Genomic DNA, 24,786 nt, shown 5'->3' on the forward strand with positions numbered 1-24,786 from the left:
CTTATGCGGTATTAACAGTCGTTTCCAGCTGTTATCCCCCAGTATGAGGCAGGTTGCCCACGCGTTACTCACCCGTCCGCCACTAAGATTTAACAAGAATCTGCCGAAGCTTCATCAGCGTTAAATCTCCGTTCGACTTGCATGTGTTAGGCACGCCGCCAGCGTTCATCCTGAGCCAGGATCGAACTCTCACGTTTAAAAGTTTAATCCGGCTAAGAACTTAAGCTTGGCTTTTCGTTCTGTCCGTTAATTTACATTTTTTCTGAATTATTCTCTTGGAATCTTTCAGGGTTGCATTACTGTTTATTTGTCAAGGTACAAGGAGCCTGAAACCCGCTCCAGTACTGCGTTTGCAGTGTTGTCTGCATCAGCAACGAATATAAATATATCACCCGCTATATTTAATGTCAACACCTTTTTTCAATTTTTTTTGCGAAAAAATGACATTTTCTGCATTACGTAAACGCATCTAACATAAAAACGTCACTTCTCGTGAGTGCTTCATGACTCAACAATAAACAGAACGCCCATGGTTCCTGGGCCGCAGTGGGATGAGACGACGCTTCCGGCTCGCGTCTCAATTATGTCAAGGAAAATTCCTAATTTTTCCAAAAAACTTCGTACTTCCTCTACTTTATCCCTGTCACAGCCTGAATGCGTGATAAAAACTCTGTCTTTTTTCGCCTTCCTAAGCTCATCTTCCATGTCTTTAACATAATTCATGATGCACTTATCTGCGCTTCCCCTATACTTCTTGTCGGGTCTCATAGTGCCACCGGACACAACGATCTTGGGATGTAGTTTAAGCGTGTTTCCCAAAAGAGCGGCAATCCCCGAACACCTTCCTCCCCTGTGCAGGAAAGTAAGGGTTTCTATAACGAAGCTGGCTCTGACTCTGCCCTTCACTTCTTCAATATACTCTGCAATCTCCGAGAGATTTTTTCCCATATTGGCTTGATCCACGGCTTCCATGACCAAAAGCCCGATTCCTGTAGAAAGATTAGCCGAATCAATTATTTTCACCCTGTCTTCAATTTCAAGTTCTCGGACTGCAAGCCTGCAATTGTTGTTGCTTGCGGACATAGACGCGGATATCGTAAAGACAATATACTCATCCTCCGAATTATCGCTAAATACATTCATATAATCCGAAACCGAAGGAGCTGCGGTCTTTGGCGTCTCTCCTGTTTCATTCGACCACTTGTATATCTCTTCGGGAGTGATATCTACTCCGTCTTTCTTTTCCTCATTACCGAGCCTTACATACAAGGGCACTATAACTATCCCATACTTATCAACGATTTCTTTTGAAAGATCACATGTGCTGTCTGAAACTATTCTGATCATATCCCTCTCCTGTCGTAAGTTGTTTTATTGTTTAGTTCCTGTCGAATTCAAAAAGCGGCACCTTTCATTACGAAAAAGTGCCGCCGTAACGCGTTCATAAATATGTTGCTTATCTTAAATTGATTTTCTGATCCTTACCGTCCTTTGTCATAATAAGTCCCAGAGTATCGACATTGGATGCATTTTTTTCATCGATCTGCGTAAGTATGGCAAGGCTCTCATGCGCCCTGGAATCTATCGTTCCAACGTATGAAGTAAGGTCATTTGGCAAGAATGTAACCGAAGAATAGCCTATATTCTTACCGTTTAGTATTATCTGGAATAAAAGATCCAATTTGAGCATATTTACGTCTTTTGCGGAATTAGACGCATTATAGAGGTCAAACCTCAGAACAAGTAGTTTTTTGCCCTTATCCGCGTTAATAACATAGCTCTTGGAACTCTCAGGATATGTACTCGAAACGGAATATCCCTGATAGGACAAAAAGATGTCATTCAGTATTTCCTGTGTATTATCGGCAGAAAGGGTTATCGTACCGGTTTCACCCGCGCCTGAAGAAGTGCTCTTTGAGCCTTCCTCGGATTTGTCCTTAGAAGCGTTTTCGGAACTCTCCTTTGAACTTTCTTCAGAACTTTCCGATGAACTGCTGTCTTTGCCCGCTTCATCAGTATCGCTTGCACCGGTAGAAGCTTCACTTCCGGAAGATGATACATCTGCGCTTATTTCGTCATCCTCATACTCATTCTGATAAGGACCGGGTGTTAAATGTGAACTGTTTTCCTCAGCTTTGGCAAGTTCCATAGCCTTAGCTTCCCTGCGCTTTTTCTCATAATTCACATCAACATACGTAAGCTTAGCCTGTTCGTTCCTTGAGTATTTCATTAATAGACCTACGGCATATTCAACAGTCTGGTCGTATTCTTCAGCCGTGAGCGAAGGAAACGCTTCCCCGCATCCGGTCAGAGCCATAACCATTCCTATCATAAATGCCGGCACAAAATACTTTTTCAAACGCATAAAGTCATCCTCTTTTGTCATTTAGTTTCAAGTTCAAAATAGAACTCAACGCCGTTCGCGTAGTTGATCACGCCGTAGTCCTGCTGCATGCTTTCCATTATTGCTTTAACAATGGAAAGGCCCACACCGCTTCCGCCGTATTCTCTTGTTCTGGCTTTATCAACCTTATAGAACTTATCCCAGATAAAATCGATATTTTCCTTCGGAATAGGTTCTCCCGTGTTAAATACGGATACTCTGACTTTGCCGTCTTTGTGAACAAGCTTTATCTCTATTATTTTATCACCGCTAACATGATTGATCGCGTTACTGTAATAATTTTGGAGAACTTCTTCGATCTTGAACTCATCTCCCCATACAAATATCGGATGATATTCGCCAAACTTTACGGTTACGTCCTTCTGTTTAGCCAAAAGATCTGCAGATCTGATATAGTTCTTCACCATCTCAACTATATCAAAGCGCTCCATATTCGCACTGTCGTTACCAAACTCAAGCTGGTTGAGCGTAAGGAGCTTTTTTACCATAATATTCATCTTGGATGCCTCATCCATGATAACTTCACAGTAAAAATTCCTGTTCTCCTCATCATCGTTTATGCCTTCCTTAAGACCCTCGGCATACCCTTGAATAAGTGCAATGGGAGTCTTAAGTTCATGAGATACGTTCGAAAGAAATTCCTTTCGCATCTCATCTATTTGTTCCTTCTTGGCAATATCATGCTTGAGTGCGATATTGGCATTCTTAAGATCTTTGATAGATGTTTCAAGCGTTTCGGACAGTTCATTCATATTCTTCCCGAGAACATCTATCTCATTTTTATAATCACTGTTATTTTCGTACTTGGCTTCAAAATTAAGCTTTTTCATCTCATCGGAAATAAGATATAGCTTCTTGATCGGAGCCGTAACTTTCTTGGATATAATAAGAACAAGCATTGAGCCGATACAAAGTGCGACAACACCGACATATGCCATGAATTTATTGGAGATTGCAACGCTGTCTTCGATACTCTCCATTTTCGAACGAATGAAAACGACATTTAGATTTATGCCGTCGGCCCTTTTTGCCGTTCCCCAAATGTCGATATATTCGCTGTTGTTACCGTTATCTATACTCTTCTGAAGAGTGTATCCGTTTCCGTCGTAAGTCCCCTGACTCAACACAAAATGGTCTTCTTCGACCGTTTTTTTGATAGGCGCAGGTTTCATAGACTGCATCAAACAATCAACCAGGACATTGACCAGCTGGCTGTTGCTCGAAACGCTCTTGATAACCTTTGTTTCATTATCACAAACTACCATATCAATATTATATCTTTCACAAATAAGGCGCATGTTGCGCTCAAATTCAAAAGATTCAATATTGTCATCGGCTATGGCGCTCACAACAAGCTCATAAGCTTCGATAATATTCTCTTTTTTCTTTTGCACATAGAATCGCTCAAGAAAAATAACGTTTATGATAAACCACAATCCAAAGGTCACCAGCATCGTTAAAATGAATACTGCACTGATCTCTGCGCGCACGGAATGTGTCTTCACTTTTTTATCGATAGAAGTCTCAGTCTGTTTCAAACTTGTAACCCATTCCCCAAATAGTCTTTATCATATCGCCCTTATTTCCGAGCTTTCCGCGAAGTTTTTTTACATGTGTATCGATAGTACGTGCGTCACCAAAATAGTCATAGTTCCACACATTATTAAGAATCTTCTCTCTGGAAAGAGCAACGCCCTTGTTCTCGAAGAAGAATGATAAAAGTTCGAATTCCTTATAGCTAAGCTCAATATCTTTGCCGTCAACCGTAACGCTGTGAGCGACTTTGTTAATTGTAATGCCGCCCTCTTCCATTACTTCGTTGGTTGTCACAATATTGGCTCTTCGCAAAATAGCCGAAACTCTGGCTGCAAGAATCTTGGGACTGAAAGGTTTTGATATGTATTCATCAACACCAAGCTCAAATCCGAGAAGCTCATCGCGTTCTTCCGATTTTGCAGTAAGCATTATGATGGGCACCTTGGAATTTTTCCTGATCTCTCTGCAGACTTCCCAGCCGTCTCTGTTAGGCATCATAACATCAAGAATAATAAGAGAAATCTCTTTGTCCTCATAAAAAATATCAAGCGCCTGCTGGCCGTCACCGGCCTCAATTACGATATAGCCATCCTTTATCAAAAAGTCTTTGACAAGCTTTCTCATTCTGCTCTCGTCATCAACAACCAAAATCTTTAAATCATCCACTCTGACTTTCCTCCTAACCTAGTCATTGTTCGCATCATCATAATAACCCTCAGAGCTTTCAATGCCAAGTTTTTTTTCTGCTTCACGAATTACTTTTTCCCTCTGCGTAAGATCCTGCTCCCACGAAGAGTAACGGTTTGTCACATTCCTCTTGTAATTCAAAATATTATCGCTGTCACCGGTCGATGCGATAATGAACATTGCAATTACAATTATCAGTAAAAAAATATTTAGAATATATGGGAATAATCTCTTAAATTCTGCTTTGCTGTCCCTTACATCAGGTTTGATCCTTTGCTGGATCGACAGATTTTCAAAAGCAGAATGCCTTGTAAGACTGACCGGTATCGGTATAGGAATAAGTTCTTCCTCCGAAAAGCCGCTCGCATATAGTTTTTCCCTAAGTCTTGCAAGATACTGCCATCCTATAGGGGACTTAAATATTTTATTCTCTATAGCCTTTTCGTATACAGCCTTTATATCATTGGGTCTGCTTGCCTTCACACGCTCTTCCAGAACTTTTATCTTGGACAGATCCAAAGACGCCTTCTGAGCATCAAGTTCAGACAAGAAGTCATACCCCCCCACTATAAAATTTGCATCTGTACGCTCATCATTGATTGCCATATTCAACTCCGTATGAAGCTATGAATACGCTGACACTCCTAGCTTTCAAAGTTTTATTTCTCCATGTAAGAGGCTTTGGTCTGTTAAAGTAGAACTTACCTTCCTCATCGCCTCCTGTGTCAACGCAGAGCCCCCAATACGCACCACTTGGCGGATTTGGAAGCATTATCTGTATATCTTCCCAATAAGCATTTATCGCAAGATATACTATGTCATCACGGCCCTTCTTTTCATCAAAGCCGGCAAAACGCACGCATATAACCTTTGAGTCCTTTGTGATATTTCCGTTGTCCGGATTCTCTGTATGAACAGACACAAAGGGCAAGCCGCATTTAGCTCTCTCAAGGTCTTTTCGTATCGCCGCATGCTTTCTCCTAAACTGAACAATATTCCTGTAAAAAGAGAAAAAGGCTTTATTCTTTTCAAGAAGATTCCAGTTAAGCCATGATATTTCATTATCCTGACAATACGCATTGTTATTGCCAAACTGCGAATTGCCAAATTCATCTCCCGCATAGATCATGGGAGTTCCTCGGCTGCACATAAGAACAGTCACAGCATTTCGCATCATCCTGAATCGCAGGTCAAGAACGCCGGGATCATCGGTATCACCTTCATATCCGCAATTCCAGCTCCTGTTATCGTTTGCGCCGTCCGTATTGTTCCAGCCGTTATCTTCATTATGCTTGTTATTATATGCATAAAGATCGTAAAGTGTAAATCCGTCATGACAATTTATAAAGTTAACAGAGGACTCATATCCCATATACGATCCGCCATACAAATCCATGGAGCCTGTAATTCTCTTTACAGCCTCCGGAGCAGCCCAAATATCGCCTTTAAGATACGATCTTATGTCATCTCTGTACTTACCGTTCCACTCTGCCCAGCGCTTCCACGAAGGAAAACTACCTACCTGGTACATTCCGCCGGCATCCCACGCTTCGGCAATAAGCTTGACATTTCCCAAGATGGGATCGTAAGCAATTCTCTGAATAAGCGGCGGTCTCTCCATAGGTGCGCCGTCCTGATCTCGTCCAAGGATACTTGCAAGATCGAATCTGAAACCGTCAACTCTGTACTCTTCCACCCAATAGCGAAGGCACGAAACAATATACTCCTGAACCATAGGATGATTACAGTTCATAGTGTTGCCGCATCCGCTAAAATTATAATACTTTCCGTCAGGTGTAAGCAGATAATAAATATTATTGTCAAAGCCTTTAAACGAGATAAAAGGCCCGTATTCATTGCCCTCCGCCGTATGGTTAAATACAACATCAAGGATAACTTCAATATGCCTCTTCTTGAGCTCTTTTATCATATATTTAAGCTCAACACCTTCCTTGTTGTGCTCGGCTTCATGCGAATAACTCGTATTGGGAGCAAAAAAAGCCGTGGTATTGTATCCCCAATAATCAAGAAGTATCCTTCCGTTTGCAACTCGCATATCACGAGTCTCATCAAACTCAAAAATAGGCATCAGTTCAACAGCCGTGATCCCAAGTGCTTCGAGATAATCCGCTTTCTCGGTAATTCCTTCAAATGTTCCTCTACACTTTACGCCTGATGATTCATCCATCGTAAAGCCTCTTACATGCATCTCGTAGATTATCGTGTCGCACATGGGAGTTCCAAGGCTCGACACATCATCCCACGCAAAATTCTGCCTTACCACTCTCGCCCTATATGTACCTGAAGTGAGGTTTTCGCCCCATATTCTCTGTCCGGATACCGCTTTTGCAAAAGGATCGAGCAATGTATTTTCCTTGTCAAAAAGAAGCCCTTTATCAGGATCCCAAGGCCCATCCACGCTATAACAATATTCAAGGTTCTCAATGTCCAGTCCAAAAACGATCATTGAATAAACCTTTCCTATCTTGTAGCTCTCAGGGAAAGGAATCGTCACAAAAGGCTCCTTATCATTTCTGTGATACAAAAGAAGCGCAATAGATGTCGCACCGTTGGAATAAATCGTAAAATTAATCCCACCGGGAAGCATAGTTGCCCCATACAAATCAGCAATGCCGGGCCTTATTTTATAGCCGTTAACCTCATCCAAAGGAATAAACTGACGTTCAATTTCGTTTTCCTTCAGTTCAACACCCTGCCTTTTTTCGGCATCTATTAACTTTCTGCTTTTTTTATGCCGTCTGTATTCACTCATGCATTAATTTTACCATAATATTCATTAAATAAGCGTTAAAAAGAGCTATCAAACGTAAATATTTACATCTGATAGCTCTAAAATTTTTAATAATTAAACAGGATATGCTCCGTTCTTTGTATCAGCGGCAGCAACATCAACCGATGTCTGCTGTGCCATACGATACTTGAAGAAGTCTGTAGCAACCTGAGGGAAGAGTGCGTATGAAAGAACGTCCTCATCCTGCTGCTTCCACTGCTTAACGTCCTCTTCGAACTTCTTAAGTCCGGGCTCAAGCTTATCTGCAGGTCTGCATGTGATAACTTCTCTGTCGCCGATGATCTTCTTCTGAACTTCGGGATTGAAAGGCTTGATTGTCTTTCCGTACTCACCAGCAAGAAGATCCTTTGTCTGGTCTGTAGCAACCTTGTATCTCTCGCCCATAAGAACGTTCATAACAGCCTGTGTTCCAACAATCTGTGAAGAAGGTGTAACAAGCGGAGGCTCACCGAAGTCCTTACGAACCTGAGGGATTTCCTCAAGCACTGTATCGTACTTGTCGCTTGCGTTCTGCTCTTTGAGCTGGCTAACCATGTTAGAAAGCATTCCGCCGGGTACCTGATACATAAGAGTCTTGATGTTAACACCAAGAACCTTGGCATCCATAAGTCCGCTTGCAAGGCATTCCTCTCTGTAAGGTCTGAAATGATCAGCAATCTTAGCAAGAAGCTTCTGATCGAGGCCTGTCTCAAAAGGCTGTCCCTTGAATGCTTCAACCATAACCTCAGTAGCAGGCTGTGATGTTCCGAGTGCGAAAGGAGAAATTGCGCAGTCGATGATATCAACACCGGCCTCAGCTGCCTTCATGTATGTCATGCTGGCAACACCTGAAGTGTAATGTGTATGAAGGTCGATAGGAAGCTTTGTAGCACTCTTAAGAGCTTTAACAAGCTTCTCAGCCTCATAAGGAAGAAGAAGTCCTGCCATATCCTTGATACAGATTGAATCTGCACCCATAGACTCAATATCCTTAGCGATATTCATCCAGTACTCTTCTGTATATGCATCACCAAGTGTGTATGCAAGAGCGATCTGAGCATGTCCGCCCTCTTTCTTACATGCCTTAACTGAAGCCTCAAGGTTTCTAAGGTCGTTAAGACAGTCGAAAATTCTGATTATATCAATACCGTTTGCGATTGACTTCTGAACGAAGTAATCAACAACGTCATCCGGATAATGCTTGTATCCGAGAATGTTCTGTCCACGAAGGAGCATCTGAAGCTTTGTATTCTTAAAGCCTGCTCTTAACTTACGAAGTCTCTCCCAGGGATCTTCCTTAAGGAATCTCATGCAAGCATCGAATGTTGCACCACCCCAGCACTCTACTGCGTTATATCCAACCTGATCCATTGTATCAATGATAGGCAACATAACCTCTGTGGGCATTCTTGTTGCGATAAGTGACTGATGAGCATCACGCAGAACAGTCTCATTGATACGAATTGGTTTCTTTTCAATATCTGCCATATCTATTTTCACCCTTTCTGTGATTTATACTCCAAATACTGCCATGAATGTACCTGCAACTACCGCTGTACCGATAACACCGGCAACGTTAGGTCCCATTGCATGCATGAGCAGGAAGTTGGAAGGATCGTATTCTGCACCAACTTTCTGTGATACACGAGCTGCCATCGGAACGGCTGATACACCGGCTGATCCGATAAGCGGATTGATCTTGCCCTTCGTAATGAAGCACAACAGCTTACCAAGAAGGCAACCTGCCGCAGTTCCGATAGCGAATGCGCAAAGACCAAGAATAACGATCTTGATTGTTGTCATATTAAGGAAAGCCTCAGCACTTGTTGTTGCACCAACAGAAGTTCCGAGAAGGATAACTACAATGTACATAAGTGCATTTGAAGCTGTCTCCTGGAGCTGACGAACAACGCCTGACTCTCTGAATATGTTTCCAAGCATCAACATTCCGATAAGAGGAGCTGTTGTGGGAAGAATCATACTAACAACTACTGTAACTACTACAGGGAAAAGAATCTTCTCAAGCTTAGTAACTTCTCTAAGCTGCTGCATCTTGATTGTTCTTTCCTTCTGAGTTGTAAGAAGTTTCATGATAGGCGGCTGGATCATGGGAACCAGTGACATATATGAATATGCCGCAACCGCGATAGGTCCTAAAATTGCTGTCTGATGAAGCTTAGAAGCCAGGAAAATTGAAGTAGGGCCGTCTGCTCCACCGATGATTGAAATAGCTGCTGCAGCCTGATCGTTGAAACCAAGTGCAATAGCAATAAAGTAAGCTGCAAAAATACCGAACTGTGCAGCTGCACCCATAAGGAAGCTTATAGGGTTTGCAATAAGCGGTCCGAAATCCGTCATAGCACCTACACCCATGAAAATAAGAGAAGGAAGAATTGCCCACTCATCAAGGATGTAGAAGTAATGTAACAATCCACCTGCAGACTCGCCAACAGGCTCAGCCATAATAGCAGGATAGATATTTACAAGAAGCATACCAAACGAAATCGGAACCAAAAGTAATGGCTCAAATCCCTTGGCAATTGCAAGATACAGAAAAACCAATGCTACGACAACCATGACATAGTTGCCGACAGACATTGAAGTAAATGCAGTTTGATCCCAGAGATTAGATAATGTCTTAACTATGTAATCCATTTTTTATCCTCATTTCTGTATAAAATAATACTTTCTCTGATTCATCAATTAAGAGTTGCAAGAACTGTTCCTGCCTCTACAGAATCGCCTGCTGCAACATCAATACTTGCAACTGTTCCGTCTGAAGGAGCTACCATAGGGATCTCCATCTTCATAGACTCAAGAGTGATAACTGTATCGCCCTTCTTTACAGCCTGTCCAACGCTGGCATTGATCTTAAGGATCTTTCCGGCAGCACCTGCCTCAACCTTGATTGAACCAGCACCTGCGCTTGCCTTCTTAACAGGAGCTACAGGAGCCTTAGGTGCACTTGAAGCTACAGGAGCTACTCCGCTTCCTGCGCCTTCTTCTACTGTTACATCATATACGTTTCCGTTTACGGTTATTGTATAGTTTTTCATTGTTTCTCCTTTCATCCGACACAGATTCAAGTCTCCGTGTACCCGATGTCATTATTAGAATTTTTTCCAATTATTGTTTACTTTTCTGATCGATCTTACACGGAATCCGTCTGTGCTTCCGCTTCCCTCGTACGCAGCGATCGCAGCGGCGATAACGGCAACGAGCTCTGAATCTCCTGAGAGATCTTCCTGCTCGGCGATCTGGCTTATTGTGTTATCCATTGCCTTTGCTGCAATATCTTTGTCGCTTACTTTTTTCTTCTTCTCTCCGAAAAGAACAGGGAAAAGACAGATGATAAGCGAGATGAGAATAAGGATGGCAAAAGCCATTCCCATGCCGAGAAGTGTATTAAGACCGGCATTAGTAAGTTTCTCTCCAAGTGTCTTGTTTACCGTAACACCTGCATCACGAATACTGAAATCATTGTTGATATAGAGCTGCAAAAGCGCGGAATGTTTTGTTCCCTGAATTGTAGCATCTACAACAAGAACATCATCATCGTTGATGTAGTATTTTACATCGGTAACTTTTATATCATCATTGAGAGTCTCAACACTGTTAAAACCAACTTCTTCAACTGCCTTGTACCAGCTTATATATCCTGACTTAATAGCATTAAAGTCATCTTCATTGACATTTTTGATGGTAAGGTTATTCTCATCAAATTCCATTGCCAAGCCAAGATACTGCTTCTCATCGAAGTTTTCGGGTGTGATATCGTTAAGATACCATCCCTCAAAAACTTTATCCTCGATATATGTTGCATACTGCTCCAATGAATCAGGTTTAAACAGTTCTTTTGGATATCTGTAACTGTCCAAGGAGCCTTCTGCAGCTTCACCGCAAGCACTGAGTCCAAAAAGGCAGCTGAGTATCACTCCCAAAACTAAAATTTTACGTTTCATTTTGAGCGCTCCCTTCATTATACTGTACCGTGCTTCTTTGCAGGACGTTCATCCCTCTTGGTGAAAAGCATCTCAAAAGCACCGATCACATACTTTCTTGTATCGGCAGCTTCGATGATCTCATCAACATATCCTCTCGCAGCAGCACTCTTAACATTGTTCTGAAGCTCTGCATAATCAGCTGCAGCCTTTGCAACAGTATCTGCATCTTTTCCATCACAAATAATCTTTGCAGCAAGTTTTGCATCCATTGATCCGATCTGTGCACCGGGCCAGCTGATAGTGATATCTGCTCCGATTGCCTTAGAATTCATGATCACATAAGCGCTTCCGAATGCCTTGCCTGTAATAAGGTTAACCTTAGGCACTGTAGCATTTGCAAGAGCATAAACAAGCTTTCCTGCAGCCTTTGCAACATGCTTCTCATCGCACTTGGATGAACCGAATCCTGTTGCATTTGTGATTGTAAGAACAGGAAGATCAAAAGCATCGCAGAAGTTTACGAACTCTGCAGCCTTCTCGCATGCATGAGCTGTAAGCTTATCATCGAACTTCTCAGAAGCCTTTCCGTTCTCGTCATATATAGCTGTACGGTTTCCAACAAGTCCAACAGTTGCTCCGTTGAGTCTTATGAAACCGGTAACCATCTCTTTTGCATAGTCTCTCTTTGTCTCAAAGAAAAGACCGTTGTCAGCAATCTGACCTGCAATAACAGCGGGATCCTCGATAGCACCGTCAAGGTTCTCGCATGCTCTGTTGAGATCGTCAGAGCACTCCTTGTATGAATCTCCGTCCTCGTTGTTTGAAGGAAGAAGAGATACAAGCTCTCTGATCTGTGCATATACAGTAGCTTCGTCGGCAACAACGTCTACATTGCCTGCCTCAGTACTCTGCCACTTTGCACTGGATGTATCACATTTCTCTTTATAGTTGCCCTCAAGAGCATTAGGTGAATTAACGAAAAGCTTAGCCTTCTCAGACTCCATGAATGTGAAGTCTGTGATTGAAGGGATAAGTGCAAGTCCACCGCCACATGATCCGAAGATTGCTGTAATCTGAGGAACAACGCCCGAAGCCTCCACCTGCTTAAGATAAATCTCTCCAAATGCGTTGAGCGCATCTGTTGCCTCCTGAAGACGAAGTCCTGCTGAATCGATAAGTCCGATTACAGGAGAGCCTGTCTTGATAGCCAGATCGTACAGGCGAACGATCTTCTTAGCGTGCATCTCACCTATAGAACCGCCAAGCACTGATGCATCCTGACTATAAACATACACCAGATTACCGTCTATAACACCATAGCCGGTAACAACACCGTCTGAAGGTGTTTCTTCCTGTTTCAGATTGAAATCTGTGTTTCTGGCTGTCACAAGAGCACCAATTTCAACGAAACTGTTTTCGTCGAGCAAAGAGATAATTCTTTGACTCGCTTGTGAAGAACTACTCATTTTTCTTTAACCTCCGTAAATATATTTAAGTTATGTTAATCTTTTGGAAAAAGAACGCAACTTAAGTCAGAATATAGTATAGCAAAAAAGAAAGTCAAAAAAAAGGAAAAAAGCATTTTTTCTGCCTTTTTCCGAAAACATTATATTATAAAATCAAATATCCAGCTTGACATTAACTTCCTGCTCTGCCTCAGCTTTGAATTCTTCAACCTGAACAGCACCTACCGTAGGCAGCTCCTCAAGCGACTTTACGCCGAAACTTCTAAGGAATTCTTCCGTCGTTCCAAAGAGAAGCGGTCTTCCCGGAGCATCAAGTCTTCCGAGCTCCTGAATGAGCCCGAACTCAACAAGACGATTTACCGCGTGATCGCTGTTAACACCTCTTATCTTCTCCACTTCAAGCCTTGTTATGGGCTGTTTGTAAGCGACTATTGAAAGTGTCTCCATAAGAGAATCGGTAAGAACCGCCTTTCTCGGAGTCTTTGCTATTTTTACAAGGTACTCGTACATCTCTTTTTTGGTACAGAGCTGTACAGCGTTCTCAAGTTCGATAATACCGATGCCGCTGTCTTCGTTTTCATATTTGGTCTTGAGATATTCTATGCTCTCTTTGACCTCTTTTGCACTCGCTTCCATGGCCTTCGCCAAAGCACTTATCTCAACGGAATCTCCCATTGTAAAAAGGATTGCTTCTATGATCGCTGCGCCTTCTTTACTTGTCATGGTATCAACTTGCCTTTCTTGATTTGATAATGATATCTCCGAACGTCTCGTCCTGCTCTATCTCAATTTCTCCAAGCTTCATTTCTTCAAGCATAACCAGAAATGTCACGATTATCTCTGTCTTGCTGTGTTGCTTTTCAAGAAGCTGCCTAAAGCTGAATCTGTCATGTTCCCGTATGTATGCCTTTATATAAAGAGTCTTGGCATCCATATCGACCTCTTCTTTTTCGATATTTCCGAATCTGCTTCTGATAGGATCGACCTTATCCTCCTGTCTCTTAAGAAGCTCTTGGAAGATTGAATTAAGTTTGGAAAGTGTCGCATCCCCTATAAGATCGGAAAAATCGATCGGAGCCTCATACTCGCTGACTTCCTTGGGTATATTCCTGCTTCTGAACCACTGCATGTCAGCTTCCTGCTGTCTGTCTTTGAGTTCGTCAGCCATAAACTTGTACATCTTGTATTCAAGAAGTTTCTCTACAAGTTCTGCTCTCGGATCCTCTTCCTCTCCATCCTCATTGACTTCCTTGGGAAGAAGCATCTTACACTTGATATCTATGAGTGTCGCAGCCATTACAAGGAATTCGCTTGTAACTTCCATATCATCCCTCTGCATGGCATTTATATAATCCATGTACTGCTCGGTGATCGTAACGATCGGGATATCATAGATATCTATTTTGTTTTTGTCTATAAGGTGCATGAGAAGATCGAGAGGACCTTCAAAGACCTGCAGTTTTACCTCAAGTGACATTTATTTTGCCTCATGTATTTTAATAACATCCACCTCGCAGGGATTGAACATTCTGACCTGGATCGTATGTGTTCCAAGCCCCCTGCTGAGGACCAGATGTTTTTTATCAATCTCAAAATGTCCGCCGTCATATTTAGGAAAAAGAGCTATCGTAGGCGAGATAACACCTCCAAGGAGCGGCAGTCTGACTATACCTCCGTGAACATGTCCCGCCACCGTAAGATCGGCGCCCCATTTCGCATACTCTTCAAAATACTGGGGATTGTGCGCTATAAGAATCTGGAACTCTTTCTTTGAGCTGTCGCCCAAAGTTCTCTTTAAAAATCCGGGTTCCATTTTTCTTTTTAAGATCTTGCGATAATAGTTCATATTAAGGTCAAGACCCGTTATCCTGATGTTCCCGTCCGCAATTCCCACCGACTCGTTCTCTAAAAAGGTTACTCCCGCCTTCTTAAGTCTGCTCTTATATCTGTCATAGAAATTACCGTAATCCGAGGTCCAAATCTTAAGCCTGTACTCATGATTGCCATTCGCATAATAAAACGGATACTTCTTTGCAAGGCTCTTTGCCAGTTCAAATCCCGGTTCATACTTTATCGGCTTTTTATCCTTGCGCGCGTTAAAAAGATCTCCCGCACAGAGTATAATATCCGGCTTTACGGCATCAATCGCATCGACCAGCTTTTCATTATTTTTGCCAAACGAATATCCATGAAGATCGGAAATCAGAACAAAAGTGTGATCGCCCTTTATCTTATCCGACTCAAGGTCATAAGTCCGTACAACAAAATTATGCGTGTCATGATAAATTACAACAACGCACAATATTATAAACAAAATTATTGCTGCAGCACAATAAAAAAATGTCATATATAAATACTCTCAAATCCGTTTATTTCATTTCAAAAATCACCAAGAGATATTATAGCATAAAAAAATATCCGCGAGGTGCACATCCAAAGCATAAAAAAAATCCCTGGAAACTCCAAGGATTTTTTCACATTTAAATTTAGTTATATTTGCGCTTTCTTGCTGCTTCAGACTTCTTCTTGCGTCTAACGCTAGGCTTTTCGTAGTGTTCTCTCTTACGAATTTCCTGCTGGATTCCAGCCTTCGCACAACTTCTCTTAAAGCGACGCAATGCGCTATCCAAAGTCTCGTTTTCTTTTACTACTACAGTTGACATCTTCTACTCTTACCCTCCCTTCAGTCCCTTCAAGCACATGACTGATTGGGTTATTTATTATGTTTTAAGCCCATTAAAGCTCACATAACAAAAATATTATAGCACAAAAAACTTTGTCGTCAAGCACTAATTCGTAAGTAACATATTTTTCTATCGTATTTTTTATTTGATTTTCTTTTGTCCCTCTTTGTAGGTATGAATAACAAACCGCTTCTTTCCTCCCGTAAAGCCGCTACAGGTTGAAAGCGTAAGGATTGACGGCCTTTTGTCAAAGGCTATTTCTTTTTCAATCCCCCATTGATCGTTTGAAAAGATATATTCCATAAAACGGTCGTATCCCTCGTCATCCGTAACTTCACTGTACGCTTCGCTCCCCGCAGTCGTTATCTCGTAGGCAAACGCTTCGTATCTGAATATCGTATCGCCCGTATAAATATACACATACGGATTATCTTTGAGAAGATTACTGTTTTCCGGAGAATAAACTTTCTTTAAACTTCCAAACATTGAACCGTCTTTCATGTTATGACCAAATATCATATCATGCAATCCGCAAAAGTTTTCGTCACTGAGGACATCCTCAAAAAGACTTCCGGCGTAGCTTTCCTTACCTTCAATAGTCTTATGCAGATACTCGTCTATCTCCTTTTCTTTTACAACAGGATAACTGATATCGAGGCACGGAATGTATATCCACGCTGTAATATCAGGATTCTTTTCCTTTAGTTTCTCAATATCAACCTCCATGTCGGGATAGCCGTCATCAGTTTTATCAGCCGTCTCCAAAAGAGCATATTCACTTCGTATGCTGTCATATTCATTTACTGCCAAAGTCAGTTCTTTTTTATCTTTTACAACATTAACCGCCTCAATGGCGATAACTGCCACGCACAGGATAATTGCAGCTATTCTGATCTTGTTCTTCATACTACGCCCTTTACGTTTTTAACCTGAATATCAATTTATTATAAGTTCGGGATTAGCTTTTATCAACTGTCGCAAAGTCGTAGACATTCACCTTTCACAGAAAAAGAGACTACAGTTGCCCGCAGCCCCTTCTTCCGGCAGTTCAAGTATTATTTGAAGTAGCTTATTGATTCTTCAAGATCCATAGCAAGGTTCTGGAGTCTCCTTGCAGATTCATCAATTATCGAGAATGTAGCGTTAAGTTCCTGCATGGATGCATTTGTCTGCTCCGAAGATGCGGCATTCTCCTCAGAAATAGCCGAAAGATCCTGTACGATCTCGACAAGAGCAATCTTGGCATCATTCAGGTTATCGATCATCTTGGAGATGTTCTGTGTATTATCCGTAACAACCGCAACATTCTGAGACATCTCAGTCATATCATTCTGAGTGGACGCAATGCTCTCACCCTGAAGCGCAATACTTGCATTTAAGGAATCCATAACCTTTACGGAAGCCTGCGCATCTTCCAGAAGTTTCTCAACTATTGCTTTGATCTCATCAGCACTGCTCTTTGACTCATCGGCAAGCTGTCTAATCTCATCGGCAACAACCGCAAATCCCTTACCTGCTTCTCCCGCTCTTGCAGCCTCGATTGAAGCATTAAGTGAAAGAAGGTTTGTCTGGGAAGCAATTTCATTGATCGCATCTGAGAATTTGGCAATTTCGTTTGCACTGCTGTTTGTAGCGGTAATCGTCGTACCTATCTCTGTAACAGCCTCGGCAACGGCTGAATTCTGGGTTACTATTTCAACAAGAGCATCTGTAGCCTTGTCACAGCTTTGTTTCATACGGCTCGCAGCTTCATCAAGTGTAGATATATTCTCGGAAATAAGATCTATATTTGTTCCGATGGAATCCGTACTTGCAGCGGCATTTTGAACGCTTTCGGCCTGTGATACCGCGCCTTTACTAACTTCACCTATAGCATCCGTAACCTGAGAAGATGCAGAGGTTGCCTGTGAAGCAGAATCAGCCAGTTCAAGTCCGGCTTTATTCAGATCTTTTGACATACTCTTTGTCTTAGAAATAACTTCATCAAGCTTTCTGTTAAGGAGTGATGTACTCTCGGCAATCGCACCGATCTCATTCTTGTTACCGATTATCTTTTCATCAAATTCGCCGTTAAGAGTACCGTTTGCGACTTCATCTATGAATTTTGCGATATTCTGCATCTGTGAAGATATCCTGATTGCCATATATACTCCAAAAGCAGTAACTACCAGTATAACAAAGACCGTAGTAATTATCATAGAGGAAATAATTTTGCCGGTATGTGCCTTAACATCCGAGGTTTCTCGTCCTGAAAATGCCATCGCAGCAACGCTTCCGTCGGAATTAAAAAGTGGGCAATAATATCCGTAATAAGGCATTCCTTCAATCATAAGAGAACCCGACGAATAATCACCTTTTCCATTAATTACCGCCTGTATTACTGCATCCGAAGCTTTTGTACCGATAAGCCTTTCATTTGTTCCGCTTTTATAGATTGTTGTAAGAACACGTGTATCGCCAAAAAAGATGGTATAATCGATACCCGTCTCAGAATGGATTGTATCAAGGATTCCTCCGAGCTCACCCGAAATAGATTCACCGCCTTTAAGAAGATTGCCGTCTTCAGACAGGCTCCAGTCGCCGTTATCATTAAGAGCTTTGGCTTCATCTGCCAGATGCTCTGTTGTAGCCTTAAGCTCCTCCAGGATAAGGTTGTTATATACCTTCTCGATATTCGCAGATGCCATAATCGTAAGCAATACCGCAACGGCGATTATTGTTGACACGGCTATAATAATTACATTGACAAGAAGTTTTTGTTTGTGTTGAACCTTTCCAGTATCCATGCAGTCTCTCCTTTCATAGACAACCCGATCCGAAAATATAATACACAAATCTATCTTTTTTAAATTGCTCTAAAAAAACATATAACTTAATTATTATCCTGCCATCACCATCAATTATAACATTCAAGAAATAATTTCAAACACAATTCCGTTAATTTTAATCCATTTTATGATTATTTAATAATTTATAAATATACAATAAAAAAAGACGCCGAACTTAATCGTCATCTTTTTCATCATCAAATTCAGGATCAGTACTCCTGTTATAGTATACATTTTTCTCATTCTGAAGAGCTATGGTTCCAAGAATCGAAATCGCTATCAAAAATACCGCAACCCCTCCAATGAATCCAGCGACGGAAGACAGAGCACCTTTGTCTCTATCACGTTCAATTCCTACAGTATCGGAATTACTCATCTGGGTATTAGCCGAACTGCTAATAGCGCTCGATGCGTAACCGCTATCCCCCGAATCATTAAAAAGAGTTCGATAAATTCCTTCTGAAAAAATTTCATCCTGTGCCAATGCCGTAATACTTAATCCCTCAAACGTCATGGAAATCACAACAAATACTGCTATAACCTTCAATCCAATCAGAGAAACGGCAAATCTGCACTTCTCTTCCCACTGCATATATATACTATCTCCTCTACTCATAACGTCCTGCAAATCCTTTAGTCAACCTATTTTTTAGCCATAAATAACTAGTAATAAAAACGTCCCCCGTCTTTTAAAAAAATCAACTCATAAACTTTACATGACTTAATTTTTATATCACATTTTCTAAAGGATTGTCAATACCCGTAGAAGCTATAATATTGCTTGTTATCACTGTGTAAAGTCGTGTTTTTGGCTTAACTGCCGCATCTTAAACGTTTTCAGAAAATTACATATTCATTAATAGAAATAGAAGTATTTTTAACTTTTATTTAATTTTCTAAAAAAAATACGAGGTAACCTTCAGTTACCTCGTAAAAATATGTTTTAAATATTCACACTAAACAGTAACGATTAATTATTTTATCTGGCCACTTAAAATCTTTTCAGCTTCCTTTAATGCATCCGGAATTCCTACAGGATTCTTACCGCCGGCCTGAGCCATATTGGGACGTCCACCGCCGCCACCACCTACGATAGGTGCAACAGCTTTAATAAGATTACCTGCATGAGCTCCCTTAGCCATTGCGTCATCGGTAGCCATTGCAACAAGATTTACCTTGCCGTCATTCTCAGACACAAGGAGAATCACACCTCCGCCAATCTTGGTCTTCATCTGATCGCCAAGGTCACGAAGCCCGTTCATATCAACGTTCTTCACTGATACTGCAAGAAAATTAACGCCGTTAATCTGCTTAACTTTATCTGTTACATCTCCGAGAGCTGCCTGAGCTTCTTTGCTCTTCAATGATTCATTTTCACTTCTGAGAGCCTTAAGTTCATCCTGAAGCTTTTTAATATGTGCCGAAACACCCTCTGAATTCGTTTTAAGAAGTTTTGCAACTTCATTAAGGGTATTTTCTGTATTTATATAATATTCTCTTGCATTTGAACCTGTAAGAGCTTCTATACGTCTTACACCTGCAGCAACACCGCTCTCTGATACGATCTTGAAAAGGCCGATTTTTCCGGTATTTGATACATGAGTACCACCGCAAAGCTCAACAGAGAAATCGCCCATTTCAACGACACGAACGACATCACCGTACTTCTCTCCAAACAATGCCATAGCGCCTGTCTTCTTGGCATCTTCCATAGACATTTCCTTGGTTGATACAGGAAGTGCCTCTGCAATCTTGGCATTAACAAGATCTTCAACCTTCTTGATCTCTTCGGCAGTCATAGCCTGATGATGACTGAAGTCAAATCTTGTCTTGTCAGGATCCTGATATGAACCGGCCTGCTCAACATGGTCTCCCAAAACAACTCTGAGAGCTTTCTGAAGAAGGTGTGTTGCAGAATGGTTTCTGCAAGTCTTAGCTCTGTTCTCGGCATCTACCAAAAGAGTAACCTTATCACCCTTCTTGATGCTTCCGGATACAACCTTACCTACATGGGCAATTCTTCCGCCGGCAACATGAATAGTCTCGGTAACTTCAATCTTAGTGCCCTTAGAGCCCTCGATAACACCGATATCGCCAACCTGTCCACCCATTGTACCGTAGAAAGGAGTCTTATCTGTAATAACAGTTACGTTGGCACCTTCCTTCGCACTGTCAACAAGCTTTGTCTCATCGGCAATAGCAACAATCTTGCCCTTTGCCTCAATATCTGTATATCCAACAAATTCAGACTGTACAGATGCATCAAGCGCATCAAATACACCCTCGTTGGTTGAAAGGTTAGCTGAGAAATTCTGATTGTCTCTGGCTTTCTGCTTCTGCTCTTCCATTGCAGATGCAAATCCCTTCTCATCAACAAGGAGTCCCTCTTCTCCTGCAAGCTCTACAGTAAGCTCTACAGGGAATCCGTAAGTATCATAAAGGAAGAATGCATTTCTTCCGTCAATCTCTTTCTTGCCTTCGCTCTTAGTCTTCTCAAGAATCTTGTTAAACTCTTTAAGACCGTTCTCAAGAGTGCTCTCAAAACGAGCAATCTCTCTTGAAAGTTCAGTAAGAACGAACTCACGATTCTTTACAAGATTCGGATAACTCTCATTGTATACCTTGTCGATATAGATTGAAGCCATCTCGATGATCTTATCCTTACCGAGATTGAGTGCTCTTGCGTGTCTTACGGCACGGCGAATAAGTCTTCTGAGAATATATCCCGCACCTGTATTTGAAGGAAGAAGCTTAGCTTCATCTCCGATAAGCATAACAGATGTACGAATGTGATCTGCGAGAATTCTCATAGACTTTGTAGTCTTCTCATCCGCATTATACTTAACACCCGCATTCTTCTCGATATAACTGATAACAGGTGTAAATACGTCAACCTGATATACATCCTTGGAACCGTTAAGGAATGCAAGGATTCTCTCAAGTCCCCAGCCAGTATCAACATTCTTCTGCTTAAGAGGTGTAAGCGATCCGTCCTTATGCTTCTCATACTGCATAAATACGTCGTTACCAAGCTCTGTATATTTACCGCAGTCGCATCCGGGTCCGCAATTCGGTCCGCAATCCGGCTTATCGGCAATATAGAACATCTCACTGTCGGGACCGCAAGGACCGTATTCAAGTCCCCACCAGTTGTCCTCAGCGGGAAGATAATAAATGTTTTCCTTCTTAAAACCTGAAGCTATACGATACTTAGCACCCTCTTCATCTCTGGGAGCATTCTCATCGCCCGCAAAAACTGTTGCGGCAAGGTGATCGGCATCAAAACCAAAGACCTCCGTAAGAAGCTCATAGCTCCACTTACAACGATCTTCTTTGAAGTAATCCCCGAGACTCCAGCTTCCCATCATCTCAAAGAAAGTAACGTGGCTCTTGTCACCTACAGAATCAATATCATTAGTTCTTACGCATCCCTGAACATTGCAAAGTCTTTTTCCAAGCGGATGCTTCTTACCGAGAAGGTAAGGCATAAGAGGCTGCATTCCGGCAACATTGAACATAACACCGGTAGAACCGTCGGATACAAGAGAAACCGCACCGACATCAACATGTCCTCTGTCTATATAAAACTGCTTCCATGTCTTGCGCAGCTCGTTAGCTGTAAATTGTCTCATCTAATCACTCCTTAAAATGTAAACTTGTCAGCAAAATAAGTCTCCAGCTCATCAATAGCAACACGTTCCTGCTCCATGCTGTCTCTGAATCTTACGGTAACCTTACCGTCTGTCTCAGAATCGAAGTCATATGTGATGCAGAAAGGAGTTCCGATCTCATCCTGTCTGCGATATCTCTTACCAATGTTTCCACGGTCGTCGAATTCGCAATTATATTTCTTTGAAAGCTGAGCATAGATCTTCTCAGCGCCTTCATTAAGTTTCTTTGAAAGAGGAAGCACACCGATCTTAACAGGTGCAAGAGCGGGATGGAAATGAAGAACTGTTCTTACATCACCTTCTCCAATCTCCTCTTCATCATATGCTCCGCAAAGCATAGCAAGGAACAATCTCTCAACACCAAGTGAAGGCTCGATAACGAAAGGAAGATACTTAATTCTCTTCTCATCATCAAAATATGTCATATCCTCACCGGATACAGTCTGATGCTGTGTAAGATCGTAGTCTGTTCTGTCTGCGATTCCCCAAAGCTCGCCCCATCCGAACGGGAAGAGGAACTCGATATCAGTTGTTGCCTTTGAATAGAATGAAAGCTCTTCAGGATCGTGATCCCTTACTCTCATCTCTTCTTCCTTCATGCCAAGGCTCTTAAGGAAATCAATACAGAACTGTTTCCAATATGCAAACCAGTCAAGATCTGTATCAGGCTCACAGAAGAACTCCATCTCCATCTGTTCGAATTCTCTTACACGGAAAATGAAGTTACCGGGTGTGATCTCATTTCTGAATGACTTACCAACCTGGCAGATACCAAAGGGAATCTTCTTACGTGATGTTCTCTGAACATTTTTGAAGTTAACAAAAATACCCTGTGCAGTCTCCGGACGAAGGTATACCGTATTCTTGGCATCCTCGGTTACGCCCTGGAAAGTCTTGAACATAAGGTTAAACTGTCTGATATCTGTAAAATTATGCTTACCACAGGAAGGACAAGGAATATTGTTCTCTTCAATATAAGCCTTCATCTGCTCCTGTGACCAACCGTCAACGCTTGACTCAAGTGTAATGCCGTTCTCTGCAGCATAGTCTTCAATGATCTTATCTGCTCTGAAACGCTCATGACACTCCTTACAATCCATAAGAGGATCGGAGAAGCTTCCAATGTGTCCTGAAGCAACCCATGTCTGGGGATTCATAAGAATGGCACAGTCAACGCCTACGTTGGTAGGGCTCTCTTGAACAAACTTCTGCCACCAAGCTTTCTTAATGTTGTTCTTAAGCTCAACACCTAAAATTCCGTAATCCCATGTGTTTGCAAGTCCGCCGTAAATCTCACTGCCCGGATGTACAAAGCCTCTTCCCTTTGCAAGAGCTATAATTTTTTCCATTGTCTTTGCACTATTTTCCATTGTCTGTCTCCATTCCTGCGAATATTTTTTTATTTTGAAAGAAGTATCTCTACGAGCTGTGTACTGCAACCCGACAGATCCGCTTCCTTTTTGCTGTTAAACCTTGCACCTACAGACATGTAATCAATCTTATAAGGCGCAATAAATGTAGTCTTGTCCTCTGTAATGATAACATGCTTATTCTTATATTTCTTTAAGATATCCTTGTCCGGTGCCTTTCTTTCACTGTCTACAAGCTTGTCTGTAAGCGTGTATCCTGCTTTCTCTGCTTCTTTAACGGTTCCGTAAAAAAGAACTTTACCATTAAACTTTTTATAATCGTCCGGGCTGTCATATGTCATAACAACCTTAATCTTTGATGTCTCTTCGTCTTTCTCAACTGATTCAACAGTAATTCTCTCACCAAGGCACTCTTCGTTATATGCTTCAACCCTTGCAGAATTACCAATCTCAAACTCTTCCTGACTGTAATTCTCTCCGGCAAAATCATCATAGATTACACTTGTGATGTTCCCTTTGCTGTCAATCTTAATTGACGTAATGTCCTTTTTCTCTTCTCCGCATCCTGCGAGCACAACGAAAATAGTTGCAGTCATGAAAACAACGGCTATCTTCTTCATTTTATTAAGTCGAAATGTATTAACCTGCATAGTTGTGCTGATGCCCTCCTTTTCTATAAATTAAACTGTTTTTCTAGCAAACAAATGATATTATATCCAAATAGTATTTTTTTTTCAATACTAACGCACATTATACAGACTCTCAAGCATTTCAAGGCTTTTGAGAGGTTTGTCAATAAACCTTTTCCTGTAATCTGCGGTAATCTCCTCAAGTTCCGAAAGCACTTCTTCAGAAACATCAAATGAGTACAGTTTCTTAAGCGGACTTGTCGCTATGTAATTAACCGTATACACTGTGGAGTCCAGAAATCTCCTGTCTGTAGGAATTCCGGGATACTCTCCTTCTATGCAAAGAGCCTTTATTTCATAGATGCATCTGACAAGACTGTTCCTGATCTTTTCATTCAAAAGAGCTCTGAGTGAAATATACAAAAGATTCAAAAGCTCTTTATCCTCATTGTTTTCTCTTGTATAAAAAGAAGCTATCTCAAGAAAAAAGGTGCCATAGCAGGCACCTTCCAGATCTTGTCTAAAACCTTCAAAGTAATTTTCTATGTCCGCTTCGACGATCGTGTAGGAATTCCTTCCGGCAAACAGTTTAAACGTTCCGAAGCAAAAAGGCTCAACGCTTCCTGCCAGCTTACTTCCGGGCTTTCTTGCATTTCTGGCAAAAGCAGTTATCTTGCCTCTGTCAGCCGTAAACACAGTTGCCACCCAGTCATAATCTCCGACGGGAGAATGCTTTATGACCATGCCTTTTACATTTACCAATTCTTCCATATGAC

22 protein-coding genes and 1 rRNA gene are annotated in these 24,786 nt (G+C 41.6%); all 23 read right to left on the bottom strand.

Translation table 11 applies throughout. The annotated features are described in order from the left end of the window. A 16S ribosomal RNA gene (locus tag G628_RS0111935) occupies positions 1-197 on the bottom strand; the annotation flags it as partial. Positions 198-501: 304 nt separating this feature from the next. Further along, positions 502-1,347, bottom strand: a complete 846-nt coding sequence (locus G628_RS0111940; RefSeq protein ID WP_026654525.1) for a DegV family protein — start codon at positions 1,345-1,347, stop codon at positions 502-504. 109 nt (positions 1,348-1,456) lie between these two features. Continuing rightward, on the bottom strand, positions 1,457-2,365 hold the full coding sequence (locus G628_RS0111945; protein WP_034500924.1) for a hypothetical protein: 909 nt from the start codon (positions 2,363-2,365) through the stop codon (positions 1,457-1,459). Between the two features lie 17 nt (positions 2,366-2,382). Beyond that, a complete protein-coding gene (locus G628_RS0111950; protein WP_330365488.1) occupies positions 2,383-3,942 on the bottom strand; it encodes an ATP-binding protein in 1,560 nt (519 codons plus the stop codon). Beyond that, entirely contained in the window at positions 3,929-4,606 is a 678-nt protein-coding gene (locus tag G628_RS0111955; RefSeq protein WP_026654520.1) for a response regulator transcription factor, read from the bottom strand. The genes G628_RS0111950 and G628_RS0111955 overlap by 14 nt, the downstream gene beginning before the upstream one ends. Before the next feature lie 18 nt (positions 4,607-4,624). After that, positions 4,625-5,233 carry a hypothetical protein gene (locus G628_RS0111960; RefSeq protein ID WP_027209232.1) on the bottom strand — a complete coding sequence of 203 codons (609 nt, stop codon included), beginning with the start codon at positions 5,231-5,233 and terminating at the stop codon, positions 4,625-4,627. After that, positions 5,220-7,400, bottom strand: coding sequence for a glycogen debranching protein (locus tag G628_RS0111965; RefSeq protein WP_026668122.1), 2,181 nt, complete (start codon positions 7,398-7,400; stop codon positions 5,220-5,222). Before G628_RS0111965 ends, G628_RS0111960 begins: the two co-directional genes overlap by 14 nt. Before the next feature lie 93 nt (positions 7,401-7,493). Next, positions 7,494-8,906: an oxaloacetate decarboxylase subunit alpha gene (locus G628_RS0111970; RefSeq protein WP_026514277.1), complete on the bottom strand. Its 1,413-nt coding sequence runs from the start codon at positions 8,904-8,906 to the stop codon at positions 7,494-7,496. Positions 8,907-8,930: 24 nt separating this feature from the next. Beyond that, on the bottom strand, positions 8,931-10,073 hold the full coding sequence (locus G628_RS0111975; RefSeq protein ID WP_026654518.1) for a sodium ion-translocating decarboxylase subunit beta: 1,143 nt from the start codon (positions 10,071-10,073) through the stop codon (positions 8,931-8,933). Positions 10,074-10,117: 44 nt separating this feature from the next. Continuing rightward, a complete protein-coding gene (locus tag G628_RS0111980) occupies positions 10,118-10,474 on the bottom strand; it encodes a biotin/lipoyl-containing protein (RefSeq protein ID WP_026654517.1) in 357 nt (118 codons plus the stop codon). A gap of 54 nt (positions 10,475-10,528) precedes the next feature. Beyond that, entirely contained in the window at positions 10,529-11,380 is an 852-nt protein-coding gene (locus tag G628_RS18255) for an OadG family transporter subunit (RefSeq protein ID WP_196803761.1), read from the bottom strand. A 17-nt stretch (positions 11,381-11,397) separates the two neighbouring features. Then, positions 11,398-12,828: an acyl-CoA carboxylase subunit beta gene (locus G628_RS0111990; protein ID WP_026668123.1), complete on the bottom strand. Its 1,431-nt coding sequence runs from the start codon at positions 12,826-12,828 to the stop codon at positions 11,398-11,400. A gap of 153 nt (positions 12,829-12,981) precedes the next feature. Next, on the bottom strand, positions 12,982-13,551 hold the full coding sequence (gene scpB, locus G628_RS0111995) for an SMC-Scp complex subunit ScpB (RefSeq protein ID WP_026654514.1): 570 nt from the start codon (positions 13,549-13,551) through the stop codon (positions 12,982-12,984). A gap of 4 nt (positions 13,552-13,555) precedes the next feature. Continuing rightward, positions 13,556-14,305 (bottom strand): segregation and condensation protein A, encoded by a 750-nt coding sequence (locus G628_RS0112000; protein WP_026654512.1) that lies wholly within the window; start codon positions 14,303-14,305, stop codon positions 13,556-13,558. Continuing rightward, a complete protein-coding gene (locus G628_RS0112005; RefSeq protein ID WP_034461934.1) occupies positions 14,306-15,175 on the bottom strand; it encodes a metallophosphoesterase in 870 nt (289 codons plus the stop codon). 139 nt (positions 15,176-15,314) lie between these two features. Then, the gene (rpsU, locus tag G628_RS0112010; RefSeq protein WP_013280615.1) at positions 15,315-15,491 is read right to left on the bottom strand and encodes a 30S ribosomal protein S21; all 177 of its coding nucleotides are present in this window, start codon (positions 15,489-15,491) and stop codon (positions 15,315-15,317) included. Positions 15,492-15,653: 162 nt separating this feature from the next. Beyond that, complete coding sequence (locus G628_RS17355) at positions 15,654-16,418, bottom strand: class B sortase (protein ID WP_051199186.1); 765 nt, start codon at positions 16,416-16,418, stop codon at positions 15,654-15,656. A gap of 149 nt (positions 16,419-16,567) precedes the next feature. Further along, positions 16,568-18,298 carry a methyl-accepting chemotaxis protein gene (locus G628_RS0112020; protein ID WP_027209233.1) on the bottom strand — a complete coding sequence of 577 codons (1,731 nt, stop codon included), beginning with the start codon at positions 18,296-18,298 and terminating at the stop codon, positions 16,568-16,570. A 217-nt stretch (positions 18,299-18,515) separates the two neighbouring features. Then, positions 18,516-18,956: a hypothetical protein gene (locus G628_RS0112025; protein ID WP_155833808.1), complete on the bottom strand. Its 441-nt coding sequence runs from the start codon at positions 18,954-18,956 to the stop codon at positions 18,516-18,518. Positions 18,957-19,314: 358 nt separating this feature from the next. Further along, positions 19,315-21,972, bottom strand: a complete 2,658-nt coding sequence (gene alaS, locus G628_RS0112030) for an alanine--tRNA ligase (RefSeq protein WP_026654506.1) — start codon at positions 21,970-21,972, stop codon at positions 19,315-19,317. An 11-nt stretch (positions 21,973-21,983) separates the two neighbouring features. Continuing rightward, entirely contained in the window at positions 21,984-23,381 is a 1,398-nt protein-coding gene (locus G628_RS0112035) for a glycine--tRNA ligase (RefSeq protein WP_026654504.1), read from the bottom strand. Positions 23,382-23,410: 29 nt separating this feature from the next. Next, entirely contained in the window at positions 23,411-24,031 is a 621-nt protein-coding gene (locus tag G628_RS0112040) for a hypothetical protein (RefSeq protein WP_026667028.1), read from the bottom strand. A 90-nt stretch (positions 24,032-24,121) separates the two neighbouring features. Continuing rightward, positions 24,122-24,781: a DNA repair protein RecO gene (gene recO, locus G628_RS0112045; protein WP_026667027.1), complete on the bottom strand. Its 660-nt coding sequence runs from the start codon at positions 24,779-24,781 to the stop codon at positions 24,122-24,124. Positions 24,782-24,786: the final 5 nt, after the last annotated feature.

The organism is Butyrivibrio hungatei NK4A153, from assembly GCF_000424465.1.
Lineage (GTDB): Bacteria > Bacillota > Clostridia > Lachnospirales > Lachnospiraceae > Butyrivibrio > Butyrivibrio hungatei_A.

What these genes read in the sequence shown, in the direction of transcription:
- G628_RS0112025 (WP_155833808.1), bottom strand. Translation starts at nt 18,956, where the DNA reads ATGAGTAGAGGAGATAGTATATATATGCAGTGGGAAGAGAAGTGCAGA.
- G628_RS0111965 (WP_026668122.1), bottom strand. Translation starts at nt 7,400, where the DNA reads ATGAGTGAATACAGACGGCATAAAAAAAGCAGAAAGTTAATAGATGCC.
- recO (WP_026667027.1), bottom strand. Translation starts at nt 24,781, where the DNA reads ATGGAAGAATTGGTAAATGTAAAAGGCATGGTCATAAAGCATTCTCCC.
- G628_RS0112005 (WP_034461934.1), bottom strand. Translation starts at nt 15,175, where the DNA reads ATGACATTTTTTTATTGTGCTGCAGCAATAATTTTGTTTATAATATTG.
- G628_RS0111970 (WP_026514277.1), bottom strand. Translation starts at nt 8,906, where the DNA reads ATGGCAGATATTGAAAAGAAACCAATTCGTATCAATGAGACTGTTCTG.
- G628_RS0111940 (WP_026654525.1), bottom strand. Translation starts at nt 1,347, where the DNA reads ATGATCAGAATAGTTTCAGACAGCACATGTGATCTTTCAAAAGAAATC.
- rpsU (WP_013280615.1), bottom strand. Translation starts at nt 15,491, where the DNA reads ATGTCAACTGTAGTAGTAAAAGAAAACGAGACTTTGGATAGCGCATTG.
- G628_RS0112035 (WP_026654504.1), bottom strand. Translation starts at nt 23,381, where the DNA reads ATGGAAAATAGTGCAAAGACAATGGAAAAAATTATAGCTCTTGCAAAG.
- G628_RS0112040 (WP_026667028.1), bottom strand. Translation starts at nt 24,031, where the DNA reads ATGCAGGTTAATACATTTCGACTTAATAAAATGAAGAAGATAGCCGTT.
- G628_RS18255 (WP_196803761.1), bottom strand. Translation starts at nt 11,380, where the DNA reads ATGAAACGTAAAATTTTAGTTTTGGGAGTGATACTCAGCTGCCTTTTT.
- G628_RS0111960 (WP_027209232.1), bottom strand. Translation starts at nt 5,233, where the DNA reads ATGGCAATCAATGATGAGCGTACAGATGCAAATTTTATAGTGGGGGGG.
- G628_RS0111990 (WP_026668123.1), bottom strand. Translation starts at nt 12,828, where the DNA reads ATGAGTAGTTCTTCACAAGCGAGTCAAAGAATTATCTCTTTGCTCGAC.
- G628_RS0112020 (WP_027209233.1), bottom strand. Translation starts at nt 18,298, where the DNA reads ATGGATACTGGAAAGGTTCAACACAAACAAAAACTTCTTGTCAATGTA.
- G628_RS0111975 (WP_026654518.1), bottom strand. Translation starts at nt 10,073, where the DNA reads ATGGATTACATAGTTAAGACATTATCTAATCTCTGGGATCAAACTGCA.
- scpB (WP_026654514.1), bottom strand. Translation starts at nt 13,551, where the DNA reads ATGACAAGTAAAGAAGGCGCAGCGATCATAGAAGCAATCCTTTTTACA.
- G628_RS17355 (WP_051199186.1), bottom strand. Translation starts at nt 16,418, where the DNA reads ATGAAGAACAAGATCAGAATAGCTGCAATTATCCTGTGCGTGGCAGTT.
- G628_RS0111945 (WP_034500924.1), bottom strand. Translation starts at nt 2,365, where the DNA reads ATGCGTTTGAAAAAGTATTTTGTGCCGGCATTTATGATAGGAATGGTT.
- G628_RS0112000 (WP_026654512.1), bottom strand. Translation starts at nt 14,305, where the DNA reads ATGTCACTTGAGGTAAAACTGCAGGTCTTTGAAGGTCCTCTCGATCTT.
- alaS (WP_026654506.1), bottom strand. Translation starts at nt 21,972, where the DNA reads ATGAGACAATTTACAGCTAACGAGCTGCGCAAGACATGGAAGCAGTTT.
- G628_RS0111980 (WP_026654517.1), bottom strand. Translation starts at nt 10,474, where the DNA reads ATGAAAAACTATACAATAACCGTAAACGGAAACGTATATGATGTAACA.